Consider the following 17,101-nt stretch of genomic DNA (forward strand, 5'->3'; position numbering starts at 1 on the left):
CTCGCTCGCGAGCAGCGCCCGAGCTTCGTCCCTCGCTCGCTCCGTCGTCTAAGGTTGCCGATCGTGCGTCCAACGGTTGCCCTGCTCGTCGTCAGCCATGACGGAGCCCGCTGGCTGCCCACCGTCATCGAGGGCATCCAAGCGCAGACGGTCGCGCCCGATCGCGTGGTCGCGGTCGACACCGGCAGCAAGGACGACTCCTCCGAGCTGCTCGAGCAGGCCTTCGGTACGGCGCTGCGCGTACCCGGCTCGACCAGCTACCCCGAGGCGGTCACCCTCGGTCTGGAGCGCCTGACCGAGGACGAGCCGGACTGGATCTGGCTGCTGCACGACGACTCCACGCCTGCGCCCGACGCGCTCGAGCAGCTGCTCGCCGCCGCACAGGCGCATCCCGAGGCCAGCATCCTCGGCCCGAAGCTGCGCGAGTGGCCCTCGCTGCGACGCCTTCTCGAGCTGGGCGTCACCATCTCCGGGACCGGGCGGCGCGAGACCGGGCTGGAGCGCGGCGAGTACGACCAGGGACAGCACGACCAGGTCCGCGCCGTGCTCGCCGTCAACACCGCCGGCATGCTGGTGCGACGCACCGCACTGACCGAGGTGGGCGGCTTCGACACACAGCTGCCGATCTTCGGCAACGACATCGACTTCGGCTGGCGCGCTGCCTCGGCCGGCCATCCCACCGTGATCGTGCCGCAGGCGATCGTCTTCCACGCCGAGGCTGCCCACCGCGGCGTGCGACGTACGCCGCTGACCGGCAAGCACACCCACTACGAGGAGCGCCGCGCCGCCCTCTACACGCTGCTGGCCAACTGTCGGCCCGGCGTGCTGCCGTTCCAGCTGGTCAGGCTGGCTCTCGGCACGGTGCTGCGGATGATCGGCTTCCTCGTCGTGCGCGAGGTCGGTGCCGCGCTCGACGAGCTCGCCGCGCTCGTGTCCGTCTATCGCCGGCCCGGCCTGGTGCACGCCGCCCGCCGACGCCGTCGTGAACGTGCCACCGTCCCGTCCGCGCAGGTGCGCGAGCTGCTGGCGCCGCCCTGGCTGCCCTACCGACACGGCCTGGACTTCGTCGGCGATGTCGTCAGCGCGCTGACCAACCAGGCCTCCGACGTGGCCGAACGCCGTCGTACGGCGGTGGCCGAGGCCGATCCGGCATCGTTCGCCGCACGTGAGCTCGCGGCCCGCGAGGCAGCGGCCGTGGACGACGACGAGATCCCCGTGGAGAACGGCTGGATCGTCAGGTTCTTCACCAACCCGGTCGCGCTCGCGCTCACCGCGGTGGTCGTGCTCGGCCTGATCGGCTCGCGGCCGGCGTGGCACGCCATCGCCGGCGGTGGCCTCTCACCCGCCCCCACCGGAGTCGGGGAGTGGTGGCAGTTGCAGTACCAGTCCTGGCACCCGCTCGGGATCGGCACCGCGGTGCCGGCTCCGCCGTACCTGCTCCCGCTGGCGCTGCTCGGCACCATCCTCGGCGGCAACGCGGCCCTGACCGTCAGCGTCGTCCTGATCGTCTCCTTCCCGATCGCGCTGTGGGGCGCCTGGCGGCTGCTGCGGGTGGTCGGGCGACTGATCAGCCACCGTGGTGCGCCGCGCTGGCTGATCCTGTGGGGCGCCACCACCTATGCCCTGATCCCGGTCGTCAGTGGTGCCTGGGGCGACGGCAGGCTCGGTGCCGTCGTCGCCGCGGCCCTGCTGCCCTGGCTGGCGCACGCCGCGCTCGGGTTCGCCGAGCCGGACGCCGACCGCCGCTGGCGAGCTGCCTGGCGCACGGGACTCCTGCTCACCCTGACCAGCTGCTTCACGCCCTCGGCGTGGCTGGTCGCCCTGGTGCTGGCCCTCATCGTGGTGGTCGCCGCCTTCCGGATCGTTCCCGGCGCGATGCGCGAGCGTTCCGTGTGGGGCCCCCCGGCCGCCGCTCTCGGTACGGCGCCGATCCTGCTGCTGCCCTGGTGGCTGCCGGCGCTGATCCACGGTGCCGGTGCAGGTCTGGTCCTGGACGCGGGCCGCCTGCCGAGCCCGCAGCTCGGCGGCGCTCACCTGCTCGTCGCCCGGCTCGCCGACATGGGTGCGCCGTGGTGGCTGGGCCTCGTGGTTCCGGTGCTGGCCATCGTCGCGCTGGTCCCGGTGCGCACCCGGATCCCGGTGCTGGTCTGCTGGATCGGCCTCCTGGCCACCGCGGTGGTCGCGATGCTGCTCGGCTTCCTCTCGCTCCACCTCGCGCACGGCACCACGCCTGCGGGGCTGCTTTTCCCGATGGTCTGCCTGCAGGGCAGTGCCATCGTCGCCACGGTGCTCGGCGCGCAGGGCGTCCTCGCCGGCGGTCTGGCAGGCTGGCGGCGTACCACCGCTGGAGTCGTCGCCGTGGTGGCGGCCGTGGTGCCGCTGGTCGGTCTGGGCTGGTTCGTCGTGGACGGCAACGAGTCGCTGACCACGCAGTGGCACGACGGTGTGCCGTCGTACATGGTGGAGAACGCCGAACAGGATCCGCACAACGGAGTCCTAGTCATCCGCGGCAGCACGTCCGGCGGTCTGCGCTACTCGATCGTGCGCGGCGACGGCACCACCATCGGCGACGACGAGATCATCACCCTGACCCCCGAGAACCATGCGTTCACCGACCTGGTGCAGCAGCTGGTCTCCCATCCCACCGACCAGGTCGTGCAGGGTCTGGCGGACGCCGGCATCCAGTACGTCGTGCTGCCGCCGCGGGTGGACCGCTCGGTCGCGGCGGCCATCGATGCCAGTGGCGCCGTCACCCAGGCGAGCGCTGCCAATCGGGCCACCCGCGCGTGGCAGCTCGATGTCGATCCACGCGGCGACTTCGACGATCACCGCTCCTGGTTGCGGATCGGCCTGCTGGTGATCCAGGCTGCCGGCATCGTCCTGGTCGTGGTGCTGTGTCTGCCCACCCTGGAGCGGAGGCGCCGCCGATGAGCCGATCCACCCGATCCACCCGATCCGATCGCACCGGGCCGAGCCGCTCGAACCGCTCGAACCGCTCGAACCGCTCAAGCTCGAGCCGCATGCCGATCGATCTCACCTTCGGACTCGCGATCGCGCTGCCGCTGCTGGTCGCGTTGGCGCTGTTCCTGACCACCCCCGGCTTCGGCACCGGCTACTTCCACCCGCCCACGACCTCGCCGCTGACCCGCGCCACGCTGGTCTGCCCCGGTTCCCTGGGGAGCGGGGACCACACCGGTGTCGGCTCAGCGGGCTCCGGTGACGTCACCGCCGAGGAGCAGGGGGGCAGCCAGAGTGTGACAGTGCCGGCCGGCGGTGTCGGCACGGTGAGCGCGGGCAAGGATCCGGTCGTGATCACCGCCAGCGGCGCGGCCGCGCCAGGCCTCGTCGCGACGCGCTTCTCGACCAAGCCGGTCGCAGCAGCGTCGTGCGCACGACCCCGCTCGGACCAGTGGTTCACAGGCCTCGGCGCCGGGCCTACGCACGACTCCCACGTGGTGCTGGTCAACCCCAACCCCGGGCAGGCGATCGCGGACCTGACGGTCCTCGGCGACACCGGTCCGATCGACGTACCCGCGCTGCGCGGCATCGCGGTGCCCGGTCACTCCAGCCAGGAGATCGACCTCGGTGCGGTGATGCCGACCCAGAGCGCGCTCGCGCTGCATGCCGTCGTCGAGCGCGGCCAGGTCGCGGTGGCGGTCCGTGACCAGGCCGCCCACCTCGTGGGTAACCACGTGGACGAGGACTGGCTGCCGGCTCAGACCCGTCCGGCGCGACGGGCGCTGCTCCTCGGTCTCAGCTCCGGCAGCGGCAACCGGCAGCTCACCGTCGCCAACCCGTCGGACCGTGAGGTCACTGCCACCGTCCGGCTGGTCTCGTCCAACTCGGTCTTCACCCCGGACAACGCGCCGACGCTCGACATCGGGCCGCAGTCGGTCGCACGCGTCGACATCGGCAAGCTGCTGGAGTCGGCCGGGTCGGAGGGTGTGCTCGGCGTCCAGGTCGTCGCCACCGGCGTCGTGACCTCGTCGCTGCGCTCGGTCGTGGGTGGTGACGTCTCGCTCATCGCCCGATCCCAGCACAGCAGGACGGCCAGCAGCGCCATCGTGCCGACCGGGACCAAGCAGCTGATCGTCGGCGGTGCACCCCGTGTCGGTGCGCTCACGGTGGTGGCACGCGCCGCAGACGGCAGGCAGCTCAGCTCGCAGCGGGTCGCGATCAGCCCACGCCAGGCACTGAAGGTCTCGCTGCCGAACGGCGCCGTTCGGGTCGACGTGACGCCGGAGCGTACGGCGTTCCGCGGCTCGGTGCTGGTCAGCCTGCACGACGGCGACGCGGTGGTGCCGCTGTCTCGGCTGCAGGTCACCACCCGGGTGCCGTTCGTGAAGCCCGGCCTGCCGCGATAGCGCAGGCCGGTGCGGGCCGCTTGCGGCGTCAGCTCGAACGCTGGTCGTCGGCCACCACGATCAGGGCCCGACCGGTTGCCTTGGCCTCATACATCGCCGCATCGGCGCGGCGCATGGCTGCCTCGAGCGGCTCCTCGCCGCGCCAGTTGGCGATGCCGCCGCTGAACGCCACGGAGATCGACGCACCTTCGTAGGCGATCGGTTGATGGTGCAGCAGGCGGAGCGCGTTCTGACCGATCTGCTGCACACTGTCCACCGCCGCGGAGGGGAACGTCACCGCGAACTCCTCTCCGCCGAGGCGGCCGATGACGCTGTCCTGACCGCCGACGCTGCGCAGCGCGGTGACGAAGTGGCGCAGAGCGACGTCGCCGGCCGCGTGGCCGTACTGGTCGTTGACCTCCTTGAAGTGGTCGAGATCGGCCAGCAGGATCGGTAGGTCAGCGTCAGTCGAGGCCCGCAGCCGCTCGACGGCGCGATGCCAGCCCCGCGGAGTGAGGACGCCGGTGAGGAAGTCGGTGTCGGCTTCGCGGGCGCGCTCGCTGATCAGCCTGTCGTTGCCCACCAGCACGACCCCCAGGATCAGGGCGGCGAGCGCGAGTCCGTTGAGCGCCAGGAAGGCGGTGTTCCACGGCTGCGGATCGCCCAGTGTGCCGACCCGCTGCATCCCGGATGCGTAGACGACCGCGCGGGTGCCCTGCAGCAGGATGTCGAACAGCAGCGCGACGATGGTGAACCAGCGGCCGTAGGCCGCGCGATCGACGGGCGTCGTCGGCCAGACCACGCGCACCAGGCTCAGCATCAGCACAACGTGCCCCGCCGAGACGATGACGACCCGCGCGGTCATCGATGGCCAGATGACAAGCTCGGCGATGTAGGCGAGCGCGAAGACTGGCGTCCCGACGGCGAGAAGGCGCACTGGCACGCGACGCTCGCTGAGGCGGCACAACGCGACGTAGAGCAGCAACACCGCCGCGACGATGACGAAGTTGCCGACGAGCAGGGCCGGCGTGGTCGGCCAGTCCCACCGCAGGGTGGCCCACAGCACCGTCGTGGAGACGAATGCGAGCGCGTTGGCGGCCACGGCGAGCCGGATGCCCGGCAGCTGAGCGCGCGCCAGCGACATCAGCGCGCCGAGGCAGAGCAGGGCGAAGAACGCGGCGATGAAGAAGACGTCGGCCGGGCCGATGGACACGCTTCCCTCCTCGCATCTCCGCCGTGCGCCCACCGGCGGGCGCACGGCGGAGATGCGAGGGTACCGAGGAGAGGATCCGAGGAGGGGGTCCTGGGAGGGGGCTACTCGTCCTCGTAGCGCGGGTCGACCATCTCCGGGGTGATGCCGAGCAGCTCAGCCACCTGCTCGACGATCACCGTCAGCAGCATGGCCTCGAGGTCGGTGCGTGACTCGCAGCGGTGCTCGATGGGACGCCTGAAGACCACCAGTCGGGTGGGGGTGGTGCCGCTGCCGCGGATCAGCGAGGAGAGCGGGACGGTCTCGGTCGTCCAGTCGTCCGGGATCTGCGGGGTGTCCTCGACGGCGTACTCGACCAGTCCGAGCCGTTCCTGCCATCGCTCATCGATCTCGGTGACGATGCTGAGCACGAGGTCGTCGAAGCGCTCCCGGCGGGTGCGCAGCTCCGGGCGTCCGGGAACCCGCGGCATCACCGCCGGCCCACGCATCCCTCGCCCCCGACGATCGCGCAGGCCCCTCATCGGGACGCTCCCCGCACCGGTCGGGGCGGCGCTCCCTGCGCGCAGGAGGCGCACCCGGCGCCGTCATGAATGGCTCGCTCGCTCACGCCGCGAGCCTAATCCGACCCGGCCACAACCGGTTGTACCGTGTGGCCGTGACCCCTGCCCGTCGTTGTTCGCGTACTGCCTGCACCCGCCCCGCGACGTGCACGCTGACCTACGTCTACGCCGACCAGACGGCGGTCCTCGGTCCGCTCTCCACCTTTGCCGAGCCGCACGCCTACGACCTGTGCGAGGAGCACGCGGAGCGGCTGTCCGCCCCGCGCGGCTGGGAGGTCGTCCGGCTAGTTCGCGAGCACGTGCCGCCGGGTCCCTCCGACGACGACCTGCTGGCGCTGGCCAACGCGGTGCGCGAGGCGGGTCGGCCGGCGCCGTCCCCGCCGCCGCGCCCCGCTGCCGAGTCCGGCACCCGCGAGACCGGTCGCCGTGGCCATCTCCGCGTCCTCACCACGGACTGAGGCGCGTCCCGGAGGGTCGCGCGCGGCACCGCTAGGGTGAGCCTCATGCCTGAGCCCACCATCGATCCTGCGACCGTGCTGGCGATCTTCAAGGCCTACGACGTGCGCGGCACGGTCCCCGATCAGCTCGACGAGGACCTGGCTCGTGCGACCGGCCGCGCCTTCGCCAAGGTGCTCGGCGCGCCCAGGATCGTGGTGGGGCACGACATGCGGCCCAGCTCTCCCGGCATGGCCGCCGCCTTCGCCCAGGGCGCCTCCGAGCTGGGCGTCGACGTGGTCATCATCGGCTTGGCCTCCACCGACCAGCTCTACTTCGCCTCCGGCCACCTCGGCCTGCCCGGCGCGATGTTCACCGCGAGCCACAACCCGGCTCGCTACAACGGCATCAAGATGTGCCGCGCCTACGCCGTACCGATCGGTCTGGAGACGGGTCTGTCCGAGATCCGCGACCAGGTGATCGCCGGCGTACCGCTCGCTCCCACCATGGCTCCCGGGATCATCGAGCAGGGCGACGTCCTGGAGGCGTACGCCGCGCACCTACTCACCCTGGCTCCGATCAGGGGTCGCCGGCTCAAGGTGGTCGCCGACGCGGGGAACGGGATGGCCGGGCACACCGCGCCGGCCGTCTTCGGGCGGGTCGGCGCGGATCAGGTCGACCTCGTGCCGATGTACTTCGAGCTCGACGGCACGTTCCCCAACCACGAGGCCAACCCACTCGACGAGTCCACCCTGGCCGACCTGAAGGCGCGGGTGGTCGCCGAGCGCGCGGATGTCGGCCTGGCCTTCGACGGCGACGCCGACCGGTGCTTCCTGGTCGACGAGCTCGGCCAGGCGGTCAACCCCAGCGCGATCACGGCGTTGATCGCCGAGCGAGAGCTGGCCAAGCATCCCGGCGCTCACGTGATCCACAACCTGATCACCTCCCGAGCGGTCCCGGAGATGATCGCCGAACAGGGCGGCATACCCGTCCGCACCCGGGTGGGTCACTCCTACATCAAGGCCCGGATGGCCGAGACCGATGCCGTCTTCGGCGGCGAGCACAGTGGCCACTTCTACTTCCGCGACTTCTGGCGCGCAGACTCCGGCATGCTGGCTGCGCTGCACGTGCTCGCCGTGCTAGCCGACACCGACCGGCCGCTCTCCGAGCTGATGGCCCGCTACGCCCGCTACCCGATGAGCGGCGAGATCAACTCCACCGTGCCCGACCAGGCCGGCGCCATCGCCGCGATCAAGGCGGCGTACGGCGAACGCGACGGGGTCGAGCTCGACGAGCTCGACGGTCTGACCGTCAGCCACGCCGACTGGACGTTCAACGTGCGGGCTTCCAACACCGAGCCGCTGCTGCGGCTCAACGCCGAGGGCAAGGACCTGGCGACCATGGAGGGCGTCCGCGACGAGGCGCTCGCGATCATCCGGAAGGACAGCTGATGGCAACCACCCTGGGGCTCGACCCCACCCTGCTCGAGATCATCGTGTGCCCCAAGTGCCACGGGAAGCTCGAGCCCCGCGAGATCGCCGGCGCCGAGCCGGGCACCGGTGAGCTCGCCTGTCTGGGCGAGTGCGGACTGGTCTACCCGGTGCGTGACGGCATCCCGGTGCTGCTGGTGGACGAAGCGCGGAACTGATCCGAGCGAGAGGGGCGCAGCGGCGATGACGTGGTTCGACGAATCCCGACTCGACGACGAGCAGGCGCTGGCCATCGCCGACCTGCGACTGCGGGCGCTGGCCGAGTCGGGCGCGCGCGTACGCCGCGAGCTCGGCGCCACCCGTGACGCCGTCGCCGAGGCGGTCGACCGTCGCGACGGAGCCGGCCGCCCTCGCGCGGTCGTCGCAGCCGGACCCGACTCCCGGTTGCTGCGCGTCGTGCTCGAGCCCACCTGCCCGGTGCCGTTCGTTGCCTGGCCGGCGCCGGGGTTGCCCGGCTGGGTCGGCTCCCTGGACCTCGTCGTGGTGCTCGCGCCGAACGGTGGCGATCCAGGCGCGGCCGGTGCTGTCGCCGAGGCCGGTCGTCGCGGCGCCCAGGTCGTGGTCGCCAGTCCCGCCGCGTCACTGGTGGGGGAGCACGCGACCGGTCGTGACACCACGCTGCTGCCCGCCGAGACCGCCGATCCGCTCGCCCTCGCGGTCGTCATGCTGACCTTCCTCGACCAGGTCCAGCTCGGTCCGGCGACCGACGCCGAGGCGGTGGCCGTCGCTCTGGACGAGGTCGCCGTGGCGTGCTCGCCGTACCGCGACCTGGCGATCAACCCGGCCAAGGCGCTGGCGATCGCTGTCGCCGACACCACCCCGGTGGTGTGGGGAGGTTCGGCCCACGCCGCCCGTGCGGCGCGCCGGGTGGCCGAGGAGCTGCGCCGGGCGATGGGCCGATCCGCGATCGCCGGCGATGCCGAGCACCTGCTGCCCGTCCTGGAGGCGGCGCGAGTGCGTGACGTCTTCGCCGATCCGTTCGACATCTCGGCGGCCTCAGGGCCGCGGAGCGCCGGGGAGGCGCGTCCCGGTCTGCTCGTGCTCGACGACGGCGACACGGCGCCGCTGTCGGTGGAGCAGCGTCGCCGCCTGGTGGAGGTCGCCGACGCCCGTGGCGTACGCGTCGAGATCGTCTCCTCCGGGGGAGAGGGGCAGATGGCTCGCTACGCCTCGCTGCTCCTGCAAGGCCGCTACGCGGCCGAATACCTGCGCGTCGGCCTGGTCGAGGACTGATCGACCGGTGGGCCGACTGAGACATCGGTTACAGCGCCCCGCCTGTGGCCGAGGCGCTCTTGCTTGAATCACAGACTCCCCGGGTACACACGACCGGGTGTCACGACGCGATCCCTGGCTCGACAACGCCAAGATGCTGCTCGTCGCCCTCGTGGTGGTCGGGCACTCCCTGACGCTGCTCCCGTGGGGAGGCTTCCACGACCACCTCTACGACTTCCTCTACCTGTGGCACATGCCGGCGTTCGTGCTCGTCACGGGTTACCTCAGCCGCAACTTCAGCTACAGCCCACGCCGGCTGTGGGGGCTGGTGCGCGGGCTGCTCATCCCGTATGTCCTGGTGGAGGCGGCCCTGGTCGCCTTCCGCGAGATCGTCGGCGGAGAGCGGCACTTCCACCACCTGTGGATCGCCCCGCACTGGCCGCTCTGGTACCTGCCGGCGACCTTCTGCTGGCGGCTCGCGACACCGCTGTTCCGTCGATTGGGCATGCTGGCGCTGCCGGTAGCCGTCGCGATCAGCCTGGTCGGCGGCTTCGTCGAGTGGGACTACCTCGACGTGCGCCGCATCCTCGGGTTCCTGCCGTTCTTCGTGCTCGGCGTGGTGGCCACCCCAGAGGCGACGGAGCGGCTGCGCGCCGTGCCGGTCCGGGTCGCGGCCGTGGCGGTGCTGGCCGGAGTGTGGCTCTGGGCAGGCTCGCTCGGCGACTGGGCCCAGACGCGCTGGCTCTACTACTCCTGGACCTACGCGAACCTGCACTCCTCGCTCTCGCCCGAGCTCACCCGCGGCGTCCTCCTCGCGGTCGGTACGGCGGCGGCCCTCGCCGTACTCGCCCTCGTGCCCTCGCGTGGGGGCTGGTTCAGCCGGATGGGCGCGGCGAGCCTGGTCGTCTACCTGTGCCACGGCTTCGTGGTGAAGGGCGTCAGCTACACCGGCTTCCCGGACTGGGCGGCCGACCACGTCACCCTCTCCCTGTGGGTGACCGTCGCGGCGGCGATCGTGGTGGCGTTGCTGCTCGCCTCGCCGTGGCTGGCCCCGCGGCTGGAGCGCGCGATCGATCCGTTGACCTATGCCGAGAACCGGTTCGACCGGGCGCGGGACCTGCACGTTCACGCTGATGGGCTGGAACGTGAGAAGGTCCCCGCATGAGCGAGCGCAGCGAGCAAGGAGTCCGATGAGCGCGGGGCTCTTCGGACTCCTCGACGACGTGGCGGCCTTGGCCAAGCTGGCTGCGGCCAGTGTCGACGACGTCGGTGCTGCCGCGGGCCGGGCGACGGCGAAAGCTGCCGGCGTCGTGGTCGACGACACCGCCGTCACCCCGCAGTACGTCCAGGGCGTCACCGCTGAGCGCGAGATCCCGATCGTCAAGAAGATCGCCTGGGGATCGATCCGCAACAAGCTGCTGATCATCCTCCCGCTGGCGCTGCTGCTCAGTCAGTTCGCCGAGTGGGCGCTGGCGCCGATCCTGCTGGTCGGCGGCTGCTACCTGGCCTACGAGGGCGCCGAGAAGGTGTGGGAGCGGCTGTGCGGCCAGGAGGCCCACGGTCTCGGTCAGGACCCGGCCTCGGAGAAGGACCTGGTGGCGGGCGCCGTGCGCACCGACCTGATCCTGTCGACCGAGATCATGCTGATCGCGCTGGACCAGGTCGCCGACGAGTCGTTCTGGTCGCGGCTGGTGATCCTGATCGTGGTCGCGATCGCCCTGACCATCGGCGTCTACGGCGTGGTGGGCCTGATCGTGAAGATGGACGACGCCGGCCTCGCGCTCACCCAGCGCCGCTCGAGGCTCGCCCAGCGGGTCGGCCACGGGCTGGTCTCCGCCATGCCGAAGCTGCTCGAGACGATCTCGGTCGTGGGCATCGCCGCCATGCTGTGGGTCGGCGGTCACATCATGATCAACAGCCTGCATGACATGGGCTGGCATGCGCCTCATGACGCGATCCACCACCTGGTCCACGCCGTGCACGGCGGGGTGGCCGGCTGGCTCGTCGAGACGGTCGTCTCGGCGATCATCGGCGCCGTGGTCGGCGGCGTGGTGCTCGGGGTGCTGCACCTGCTGCCGCGGCGTCGGCGATGAGGGTGCCGTCTGGGGATTGAGAAATGGGTCACTCGGGGATCTAGGCTGGCGTTCGTCCGCGTGGGAGATCCCGTGAGTGCGCAGATGCGCGACGCAGACCCGCATCCGAGTCCTAGGAGACATCGATGGACTTCAAGGTCGCCGACCTGTCCTTGGCCGAGTTCGGCCGCAAGGAGCTCACCCTCGCCGAGCACGAGATGCCCGGCCTCATGGCACTGCGCGAGCGCTACGGCGCGAGCAAGCCGCTCGCCGGTGCGCGGATCGCCGGCTCGCTGCACATGACGATCCAGACCGGCGTGCTCATCGAGACGCTGACCGCGCTCGGCGCCGACGTGCGCTGGGCGTCCTGCAACATCTTCTCGACCCAGGACCACGCCGCCGCGGCGATCGTGGTCGGCCGCGACGGTACGCCGGAGGCGCCGCAGGGCACCCCGGTCTTCGCCTGGAAGGGCGAGACCCTGGCCGAGTACTGGGACCTCGCGGAGAAGGTCTTCGACTTCACCGACGAGGCCGGCAACGCCGTCGGTCCGAACATCCTTCTGGACGACGGTGGCGACATCACGATGCTCGTCCACCTGGGCGTCGAGTTCGAGAAGGCCGGCGCGGTGCCCGGTCAGGACACGACCGACAACGAGGAGTACAAGGAGGTCCTCCGGGTCCTCGCGCGCTCCCTCGGCAACAGCACGGGTCGCTGGACCGCGATCGCCAACGACATCAAGGGCGTCTCCGAGGAGACGACCACCGGTGTGCACCGCCTCTACGAGCGGTTCAAGGAGGGCTCGCTGCTCTTCCCGGCGATCAACGTCAACGACTCGGTCACCAAGTCGAAGTTCGACAACAAGTACGGCTGCCGCCACTCGCTCATCGACGGCATCAACCGCGCCACCGACGTGATGATCGGCGGCAAGGTCGCGGTCGTGTGCGGCTACGGCGACGTCGGCAAGGGCTGTGCGGAGTCGCTGCGCGGCCAGGGCGCCCGCGTCATCGTCACCGAGATCGACCCGATCTGCGCGCTGCAGGCGGCGATGGACGGCTACGAGGTCAAGCGCCTCGAGTCGGTCGTCGACACGGCGGACATCTTCGTCACCACCACGGGCAACTTCGACATCATCCGCACCGAGCACTTCGAGCGGATGAAGCACCAGGCGATCGTGGGCAACATCGGCCACTTCGACAACGAGATCGACATGGCCGGCCTGGCCAAGATCTCGGGCATCGTCAAGGACGAGATCAAGCCCCAGGTCCACCAGTGGATCTTCGCCGACGGCAAGAAGATCATCGTGCTGTCCGAGGGTCGTCTGCTCAACCTGGGCAACGCCACCGGTCACCCGTCGTTCGTGATGTCGAACTCCTTCACCAACCAGGTGCTCGCCCAGATCGAGCTCTTCACCAAGACCGACGAGTACGAGGTCGGCGTCTACGTGCTGCCCAAGCACCTCGACGAGGAGGTCGCCCGCCTCCACCTCGACGCCCTCGGCGTCGAGCTGACCGAGCTGACCCAGGTGCAGGCCGACTACATCGGCGTCCCTGTCGGGGGCCCGTACAAGCCGGAGCACTACCGCTACTGACGCTTGGCGGCGCCCAGCACCAACGCTGGGCGCCGCTAGCCAGCGTTAGTGCACAATCACCTCCATGAGTGCGTTGGGCGAGCAGATCTCCAAGAGCCGCGTCCTCGTCGTGGACGACGACGCCTCCCTTGCCGAGATGCTCTCCATCGTGCTGCGGCAGGAGGGGTTCGAGACGGCTACCGTGCACCGCGGCGACCACGCGCTCGAGTCGTTCCACCGTTACCGCCCCGACGTGGTGCTGCTGGACCTGATGCTCCCCGGCACGGACGGCATCGAGGTCTGCAAGCAGATCCGGCGCGAGTCCGGCGTCCCGATCGTCATGCTGACGGCCAAGGGCGACACCACCGATGTGGTCCGGGGCCTGGAGTCGGGCGCTGACGACTACGTCGTCAAGCCCTTCAAGCCGAAGGAGCTCATCGCGCGCATCCGGGCACGGGTGCGGCGCTTCGACGCCCAGGAGTCCGAGCCGCTGACCATCGGCGACCTCGCCATCGATGTGGCCGGCCACCAGGTGGCTCGCGACGGTACGCCGATCAGCCTCACCCCGCTGGAGTTCGACCTCCTGGTCTGCCTGGCCCGCAAGCCGAACCAGGTGTTCTCCCGTGAGGTGCTCCTGGAGCAGGTCTGGGGCTACCGCCACGCCGCCGACACCCGGCTGGTCAACGTGCATGTGCAGCGGTTGCGCTCCAAGGTCGAGCACGACCCGGAGAACCCGGAGATCGTGGTGACCGTGCGTGGCGTCGGCTACAAGGCCGGCAAGCCCTAGGACCATCGACATGCTCCGCCCCCGCGGGAGAGGCGCTCTGCGCCATGGCTGGACCTTCTGGCGCCGCTCGATCCAGGCGCGCGTCGTCGTCACCACCGTGCTGCTCTCGGTCGTCGCTGTCGGCGTGGTCGGCTGGTTCCTCCTGCAGCAGACGCGCTCGGGCCTGCTCGACCATCGCGTCTCGCTGGTCACGGCCGAGGCCGCCAGCGAGGTGCAGGACGCCCGGACGCGGCTCAGCGCCGCCTCCGGTATCGACGTGGACGCCTCGGGCCAGCGGCGCGACCTGGTAGAGCCGATCATCCAGCGCGGCCTGACCCGCGGCTTCGAGGTGGTGCTCGCCGGCCCGGTCACGGGTTCGAGCAGCGGCCGGATCGCCGACGGCGGTGCCGAGTTCTCACCCTCGCTCGACATCACGAGCGTCCCGACGTCGCTGGAGCGGCACTTCACCGACCCGCAGGCCAGCACCGCGTGGACCTACACCGTGATCCGCAACCAGCAGAGCGGCGGGGCCCCCAGCGCCGTACCTGGGATCGTGGTGGGCTCACAGGTCGAGCTGCCGGCCGACGGCCAGACCTACACGCTCTACCTCCTCTTCCCGCTCGAGGACGAGCAGGACACCCTGCACCTGGTGGTCCGGGCGATGCTGGCCGCGGCCGTGCTGCTGGTCCTGCTCGTGGGCGCGGTCGCCTGGTTGGTGGCGCGCCAGGTGGTGACCCCGATCAGGATGGCCCGCCAGGTCGCCGAGCGGCTCGCGGCCGGGCACCTCCAGGAGCGGCTGCGGGTGACCGGCGAGGACGACCTCGCCCGGCTGGCGCTCTCGTTCAACCAGATGGCCAGCGTGCTGCAGAACCAGATCCGCCAGCTCGAGGACCTCTCCCGCGTCCAGCGCCGCTTCACCGCCGACGTCTCGCACGAGCTGCGCACGCCGCTGACCACGGTGCGGATGGCCAGTGACGTCCTGCACGATGCGCGCGACAGCTTCGATCCGGCGACCGGTCGGGCGGCCGAGCTGTTGCAGAGCGAGCTCGACAGGTTCGAGGGCCTGCTCGTCGACCTGCTGGAGATCAGCCGCTTCGACGCCGGCGCGGCGGTGCTGGAGACCGACAACGTCAACCTGGTCGATGTGGCGCATCGGGTCGTGGATGCCTCCCGGCCGCTGGCCGACCAGCGGCACGTGCAGCTGAGCGTGCACGCGCCCGCCCATCCGTGCCTGGCCGAGGCCGACGTACGACGGGTGGAGCGGATCGTGCGCAATCTGGTCGCCAACGCGATCGACCACGCCGGGGAGTCCGACCATGTCGACGTGTACGTCGGCGGCGACGAGCACAGCGCCGCTATCGCGGTGCGCGACCATGGTGTCGGGCTGGCGCCCGGTGAGGCGGCGATGGTGTTCAACAGGTTCTGGCGTGCCGATCCCGCACGCGCCCGCTCGACGGGCGGCACCGGGCTCGGTCTGTCGATCTCGTTGGAGGACACCCATCTGCACGGCGGCTGGCTGCAGGCCTGGGGGCGCCTCGGTGAGGGCGCTCAGTTCCGCCTGACCCTGCCGCGCCGGGTGGGCGCGCCGCTGCGCCGCAGCCCCATCCCGCTGGTGCCGCACGATGCTCCGCACGAGGTCACACCGCCCCCGCCTCCGCCCTCGGCTGTCTCGGAGGTGGAGGAATGAGTCCGCGGCGTCGCTCCCTGCTGACGGTGCTGATGACGGCCTTCGCGCTGGTGCTCACCGCCTGCGCCTCGATGCCGACCTCGGGGCCGGTGGTGAAGATCGCGCACGTCAGCACGCCGACACCGGACGGCGGTTTCGCGATCACGCCGCGCGGCCCGCAGGCGGGCGCCTCGCCGACCGAGATCGTGCAGGGCTTCCTCGACGCGATGCAGGCGACGCCGGTGCAGACGTCGACGGCGCGGGAGTTCCTCTCCGCCGAGTTCGCCGACGCCTGGGACCCGCAGCGCGAGACAGTCACCTACAACGACCTCACACCACCGCACGGCTCCAAGATCGTCAGCGTCGACCTCAGCGACGCCAACCACCTCGACGAGCAGGGCGTCTGGCGCGGAGCCGCGGGGATGGCCGACTCGCAGCTGCACTTCGCGATGGTCCAGGAGAAGGGGGAGTGGCGGATCTCCTCGGCACCGAACGCCCTGATCGTGCCGCAGTCGTGGTTCGACGCCCGCTTCACCCAGGTCTCGCTCTACTACTTCGATCCGAGCGGGCGCATCCTGGTGCCCGAGCCCGTGTTCGTGCCGCGCGGCGAGCAGCTGGCCACCACGCTGGTGCGCGGCCTCCTCGCGGGCCCGAGCGATGCGCTGACCGGTGTGGTGCGCACCTTCCTGCCGACGGGTGTCAGCGCCGGACTCTCGGTACCGGTCGACCGCAACGGTGTCGCGAGTGTCGACCTGAAGGGCGACCTCGGACAGCAGAGCGACCATGCCGTTCACCTGATGAGTGCGCAGCTCGCCTGGACGCTGCGGCAGGACGACAGCATCCAGGCGATCCGGCTCTCGATCGGGGGCCGGCCGGTGGACCAGACCAGCAACGGCGTCATCGCCGTCGACACCGGCGCGCAGTACGACCCTGCCGGCTACGCCAGCAGCAGTCGCCTCTTCGGGATCGCGGCCGGTGCTGGGGTCGACGCCACGTCCGACAAGCTCGATCCGCTGCCTGGCCCGCTCGGCAGCGGCAAGCCCGCACTGCGGACGATGGCCGTCTCGCTCGACGCCGCTCAGGGCGCGGGCGTGACGGCGGACGGTCGCGAGCTGCGCAGCGGCTCGCTGGAGGAGGGCGCGACGGCCACGGTGCGCATGACCGGGACGGACCTGCTGCGGCCGGCGTGGGACTTCGCCGACCGGCTGTGGGATGTCGACCGCACCTCCGAGGGAGCCGTCGTGCACGTCAGCGACGGCAAGCGGATGCGACGCGTCGTCGTACCAGGGGTGACGGGGCAGGACGTACGACGGTTCCTGGTGTCGCGCGACGGCTCGCGGCTGATAGCACTGGTGCGGCACAACGACGGCGACGAGGTCGTGGTCAGCCGGATCCGGAGCAGTGACCAGGGCAGGGTGCTGGGTGCGGTCGGTACCCAGGTCATCTCCGACCTGGGTGAGGGCGCGCGGATCCGCGACATCGGCTGGCACTCTCCGACGTCGGTGGTGACGCTGCAGCAGCTCTCCGGCACAGCGCTGATCCGCACGCTCTCGGTGGACGGCGCTGTCTCGGGCTTCCCTGCGGTCACGCTCACCGTGGGCGACCGGCTGCGCGCACTGGCCGCCTCGCCGCTCGCCAGCGACACCCTCTACGGCGTCTCCTCCGGCAGCCTCGTCGACCTGTCCGGTGATACCGGGTCCACGGCGCTCCCGGGGCCCGTCACCGCCCTCGGGTACGTCGGCTGACCCGCTTGTCCACAGCTCCGGAATCGAGCGTTGT

14 protein-coding genes are annotated in these 17,101 nt (G+C 71.0%); 12 read left to right on the top strand and 2 right to left on the bottom strand.

Annotation, left to right across the window (positions count from 1 at the left end; genetic code table 11):
- Nucleotides 1–63 precede the first annotated feature (63 nt).
- Entirely contained in the window at nucleotides 64–2,931 is a 2,868-nt protein-coding gene (locus H036_RS0110935; protein WP_026145950.1) for a glycosyltransferase family 2 protein, read from the top strand.
- A gap of 89 nt (nucleotides 2,932–3,020) precedes the next feature.
- The gene (locus H036_RS0110940; protein ID WP_017934827.1) at nucleotides 3,021–4,364 is read left to right on the top strand and encodes a DUF5719 family protein; all 1,344 of its coding nucleotides are present in this window, start codon (nucleotides 3,021–3,023) and stop codon (nucleotides 4,362–4,364) included.
- Nucleotides 4,365–4,392: 28 nt separating this feature from the next.
- On the opposite strand, the gene H036_RS0110945 is transcribed toward H036_RS0110940, so the two are convergent.
- Both H036_RS0110945 and H036_RS0110950 read right to left on the bottom strand, forming a co-directional pair.
- Nucleotides 4,393–5,556, bottom strand: coding sequence for a GGDEF domain-containing protein (locus H036_RS0110945; protein ID WP_017934828.1), 1,164 nt, complete (start codon nucleotides 5,554–5,556; stop codon nucleotides 4,393–4,395).
- Between the two features lie 101 nt (nucleotides 5,557–5,657).
- A complete protein-coding gene (locus H036_RS0110950; RefSeq protein ID WP_017934829.1) occupies nucleotides 5,658–6,041 on the bottom strand; it encodes a metallopeptidase family protein in 384 nt (127 codons plus the stop codon).
- A gap of 161 nt (nucleotides 6,042–6,202) precedes the next feature.
- Between H036_RS0110950 and H036_RS0110955 the strand changes: the two genes are divergently transcribed.
- The 10 genes from H036_RS0110955 (at nucleotide 6,203) to H036_RS0111000 (ending at nucleotide 17,067) form a co-directional block, all read left to right on the top strand.
- Entirely contained in the window at nucleotides 6,203–6,571 is a 369-nt protein-coding gene (locus tag H036_RS0110955) for a DUF3499 family protein (protein ID WP_017934830.1), read from the top strand.
- 45 nt (nucleotides 6,572–6,616) lie between these two features.
- Nucleotides 6,617–7,999, top strand: a complete 1,383-nt coding sequence (locus tag H036_RS0110960; protein WP_017934831.1) for a phosphomannomutase/phosphoglucomutase — start codon at nucleotides 6,617–6,619, stop codon at nucleotides 7,997–7,999.
- Nucleotides 7,999–8,196, top strand: a complete 198-nt coding sequence (locus H036_RS0110965) for a Trm112 family protein (RefSeq protein ID WP_017934832.1) — start codon at nucleotides 7,999–8,001, stop codon at nucleotides 8,194–8,196. The genes H036_RS0110960 and H036_RS0110965 overlap by 1 nt, the downstream gene beginning before the upstream one ends.
- A 25-nt stretch (nucleotides 8,197–8,221) precedes the next feature.
- Nucleotides 8,222–9,271: an SIS domain-containing protein gene (locus tag H036_RS0110970; RefSeq protein ID WP_017934833.1), complete on the top strand. Its 1,050-nt coding sequence runs from the start codon at nucleotides 8,222–8,224 to the stop codon at nucleotides 9,269–9,271.
- Nucleotides 9,272–9,368: 97 nt separating this feature from the next.
- Nucleotides 9,369–10,415, top strand: a complete 1,047-nt coding sequence (locus tag H036_RS0110975) for an acyltransferase family protein (protein ID WP_017934834.1) — start codon at nucleotides 9,369–9,371, stop codon at nucleotides 10,413–10,415.
- A 25-nt stretch (nucleotides 10,416–10,440) separates the two neighbouring features.
- Complete coding sequence (locus tag H036_RS0110980; RefSeq protein WP_017934835.1) at nucleotides 10,441–11,343, top strand: DUF808 domain-containing protein; 903 nt, start codon at nucleotides 10,441–10,443, stop codon at nucleotides 11,341–11,343.
- 125 nt (nucleotides 11,344–11,468) lie between these two features.
- On the top strand, nucleotides 11,469–12,911 hold the full coding sequence (gene ahcY / locus H036_RS0110985) for an adenosylhomocysteinase (RefSeq protein ID WP_017934836.1): 1,443 nt from the start codon (nucleotides 11,469–11,471) through the stop codon (nucleotides 12,909–12,911).
- A 64-nt stretch (nucleotides 12,912–12,975) separates the two neighbouring features.
- Nucleotides 12,976–13,677 carry an MtrAB system response regulator MtrA gene (gene mtrA / locus H036_RS0110990; RefSeq protein WP_017934837.1) on the top strand — a complete coding sequence of 234 codons (702 nt, stop codon included), beginning with the start codon at nucleotides 12,976–12,978 and terminating at the stop codon, nucleotides 13,675–13,677.
- Nucleotides 13,678–13,687: 10 nt separating this feature from the next.
- On the top strand, nucleotides 13,688–15,343 hold the full coding sequence (mtrB, locus tag H036_RS22570; RefSeq protein WP_017934838.1) for an MtrAB system histidine kinase MtrB: 1,656 nt from the start codon (nucleotides 13,688–13,690) through the stop codon (nucleotides 15,341–15,343).
- Nucleotides 15,340–17,067 (top strand): LpqB family beta-propeller domain-containing protein, encoded by a 1,728-nt coding sequence (locus tag H036_RS0111000; RefSeq protein WP_017934839.1) that lies wholly within the window; start codon nucleotides 15,340–15,342, stop codon nucleotides 17,065–17,067. Before mtrB ends, H036_RS0111000 begins: the two co-directional genes overlap by 4 nt.
- The last annotated feature ends 34 nt before the right edge of the window (nucleotides 17,068–17,101 follow it).

This window comes from Nocardioides sp. Iso805N (assembly GCF_000364605.1).
Lineage (GTDB): Bacteria > Actinomycetota > Actinomycetes > Propionibacteriales > Nocardioidaceae > Nocardioides.

Bases quoted from the DNA above. Each gene is read 5' to 3' on its own strand.
- H036_RS0110940 (WP_017934827.1), top strand. From the start codon at position 3,021: ATGCCGATCGATCTCACCTTCGGACTCGCGATCGCGCTGCCGCTGCTG.
- H036_RS0110950 (WP_017934829.1), bottom strand. From the start codon at position 6,041: ATGCGTGGGCCGGCGGTGATGCCGCGGGTTCCCGGACGCCCGGAGCTG.
- H036_RS0110960 (WP_017934831.1), top strand. From the start codon at position 6,617: ATGCCTGAGCCCACCATCGATCCTGCGACCGTGCTGGCGATCTTCAAG.
- H036_RS0110965 (WP_017934832.1), top strand. From the start codon at position 7,999: ATGGCAACCACCCTGGGGCTCGACCCCACCCTGCTCGAGATCATCGTG.
- H036_RS0110970 (WP_017934833.1), top strand. From the start codon at position 8,222: ATGACGTGGTTCGACGAATCCCGACTCGACGACGAGCAGGCGCTGGCC.
- H036_RS0110980 (WP_017934835.1), top strand. From the start codon at position 10,441: ATGAGCGCGGGGCTCTTCGGACTCCTCGACGACGTGGCGGCCTTGGCC.
- ahcY (WP_017934836.1), top strand. From the start codon at position 11,469: ATGGACTTCAAGGTCGCCGACCTGTCCTTGGCCGAGTTCGGCCGCAAG.
- mtrA (WP_017934837.1), top strand. From the start codon at position 12,976: ATGAGTGCGTTGGGCGAGCAGATCTCCAAGAGCCGCGTCCTCGTCGTG.
- mtrB (WP_017934838.1), top strand. From the start codon at position 13,688: ATGCTCCGCCCCCGCGGGAGAGGCGCTCTGCGCCATGGCTGGACCTTC.
- H036_RS0111000 (WP_017934839.1), top strand. From the start codon at position 15,340: ATGAGTCCGCGGCGTCGCTCCCTGCTGACGGTGCTGATGACGGCCTTC.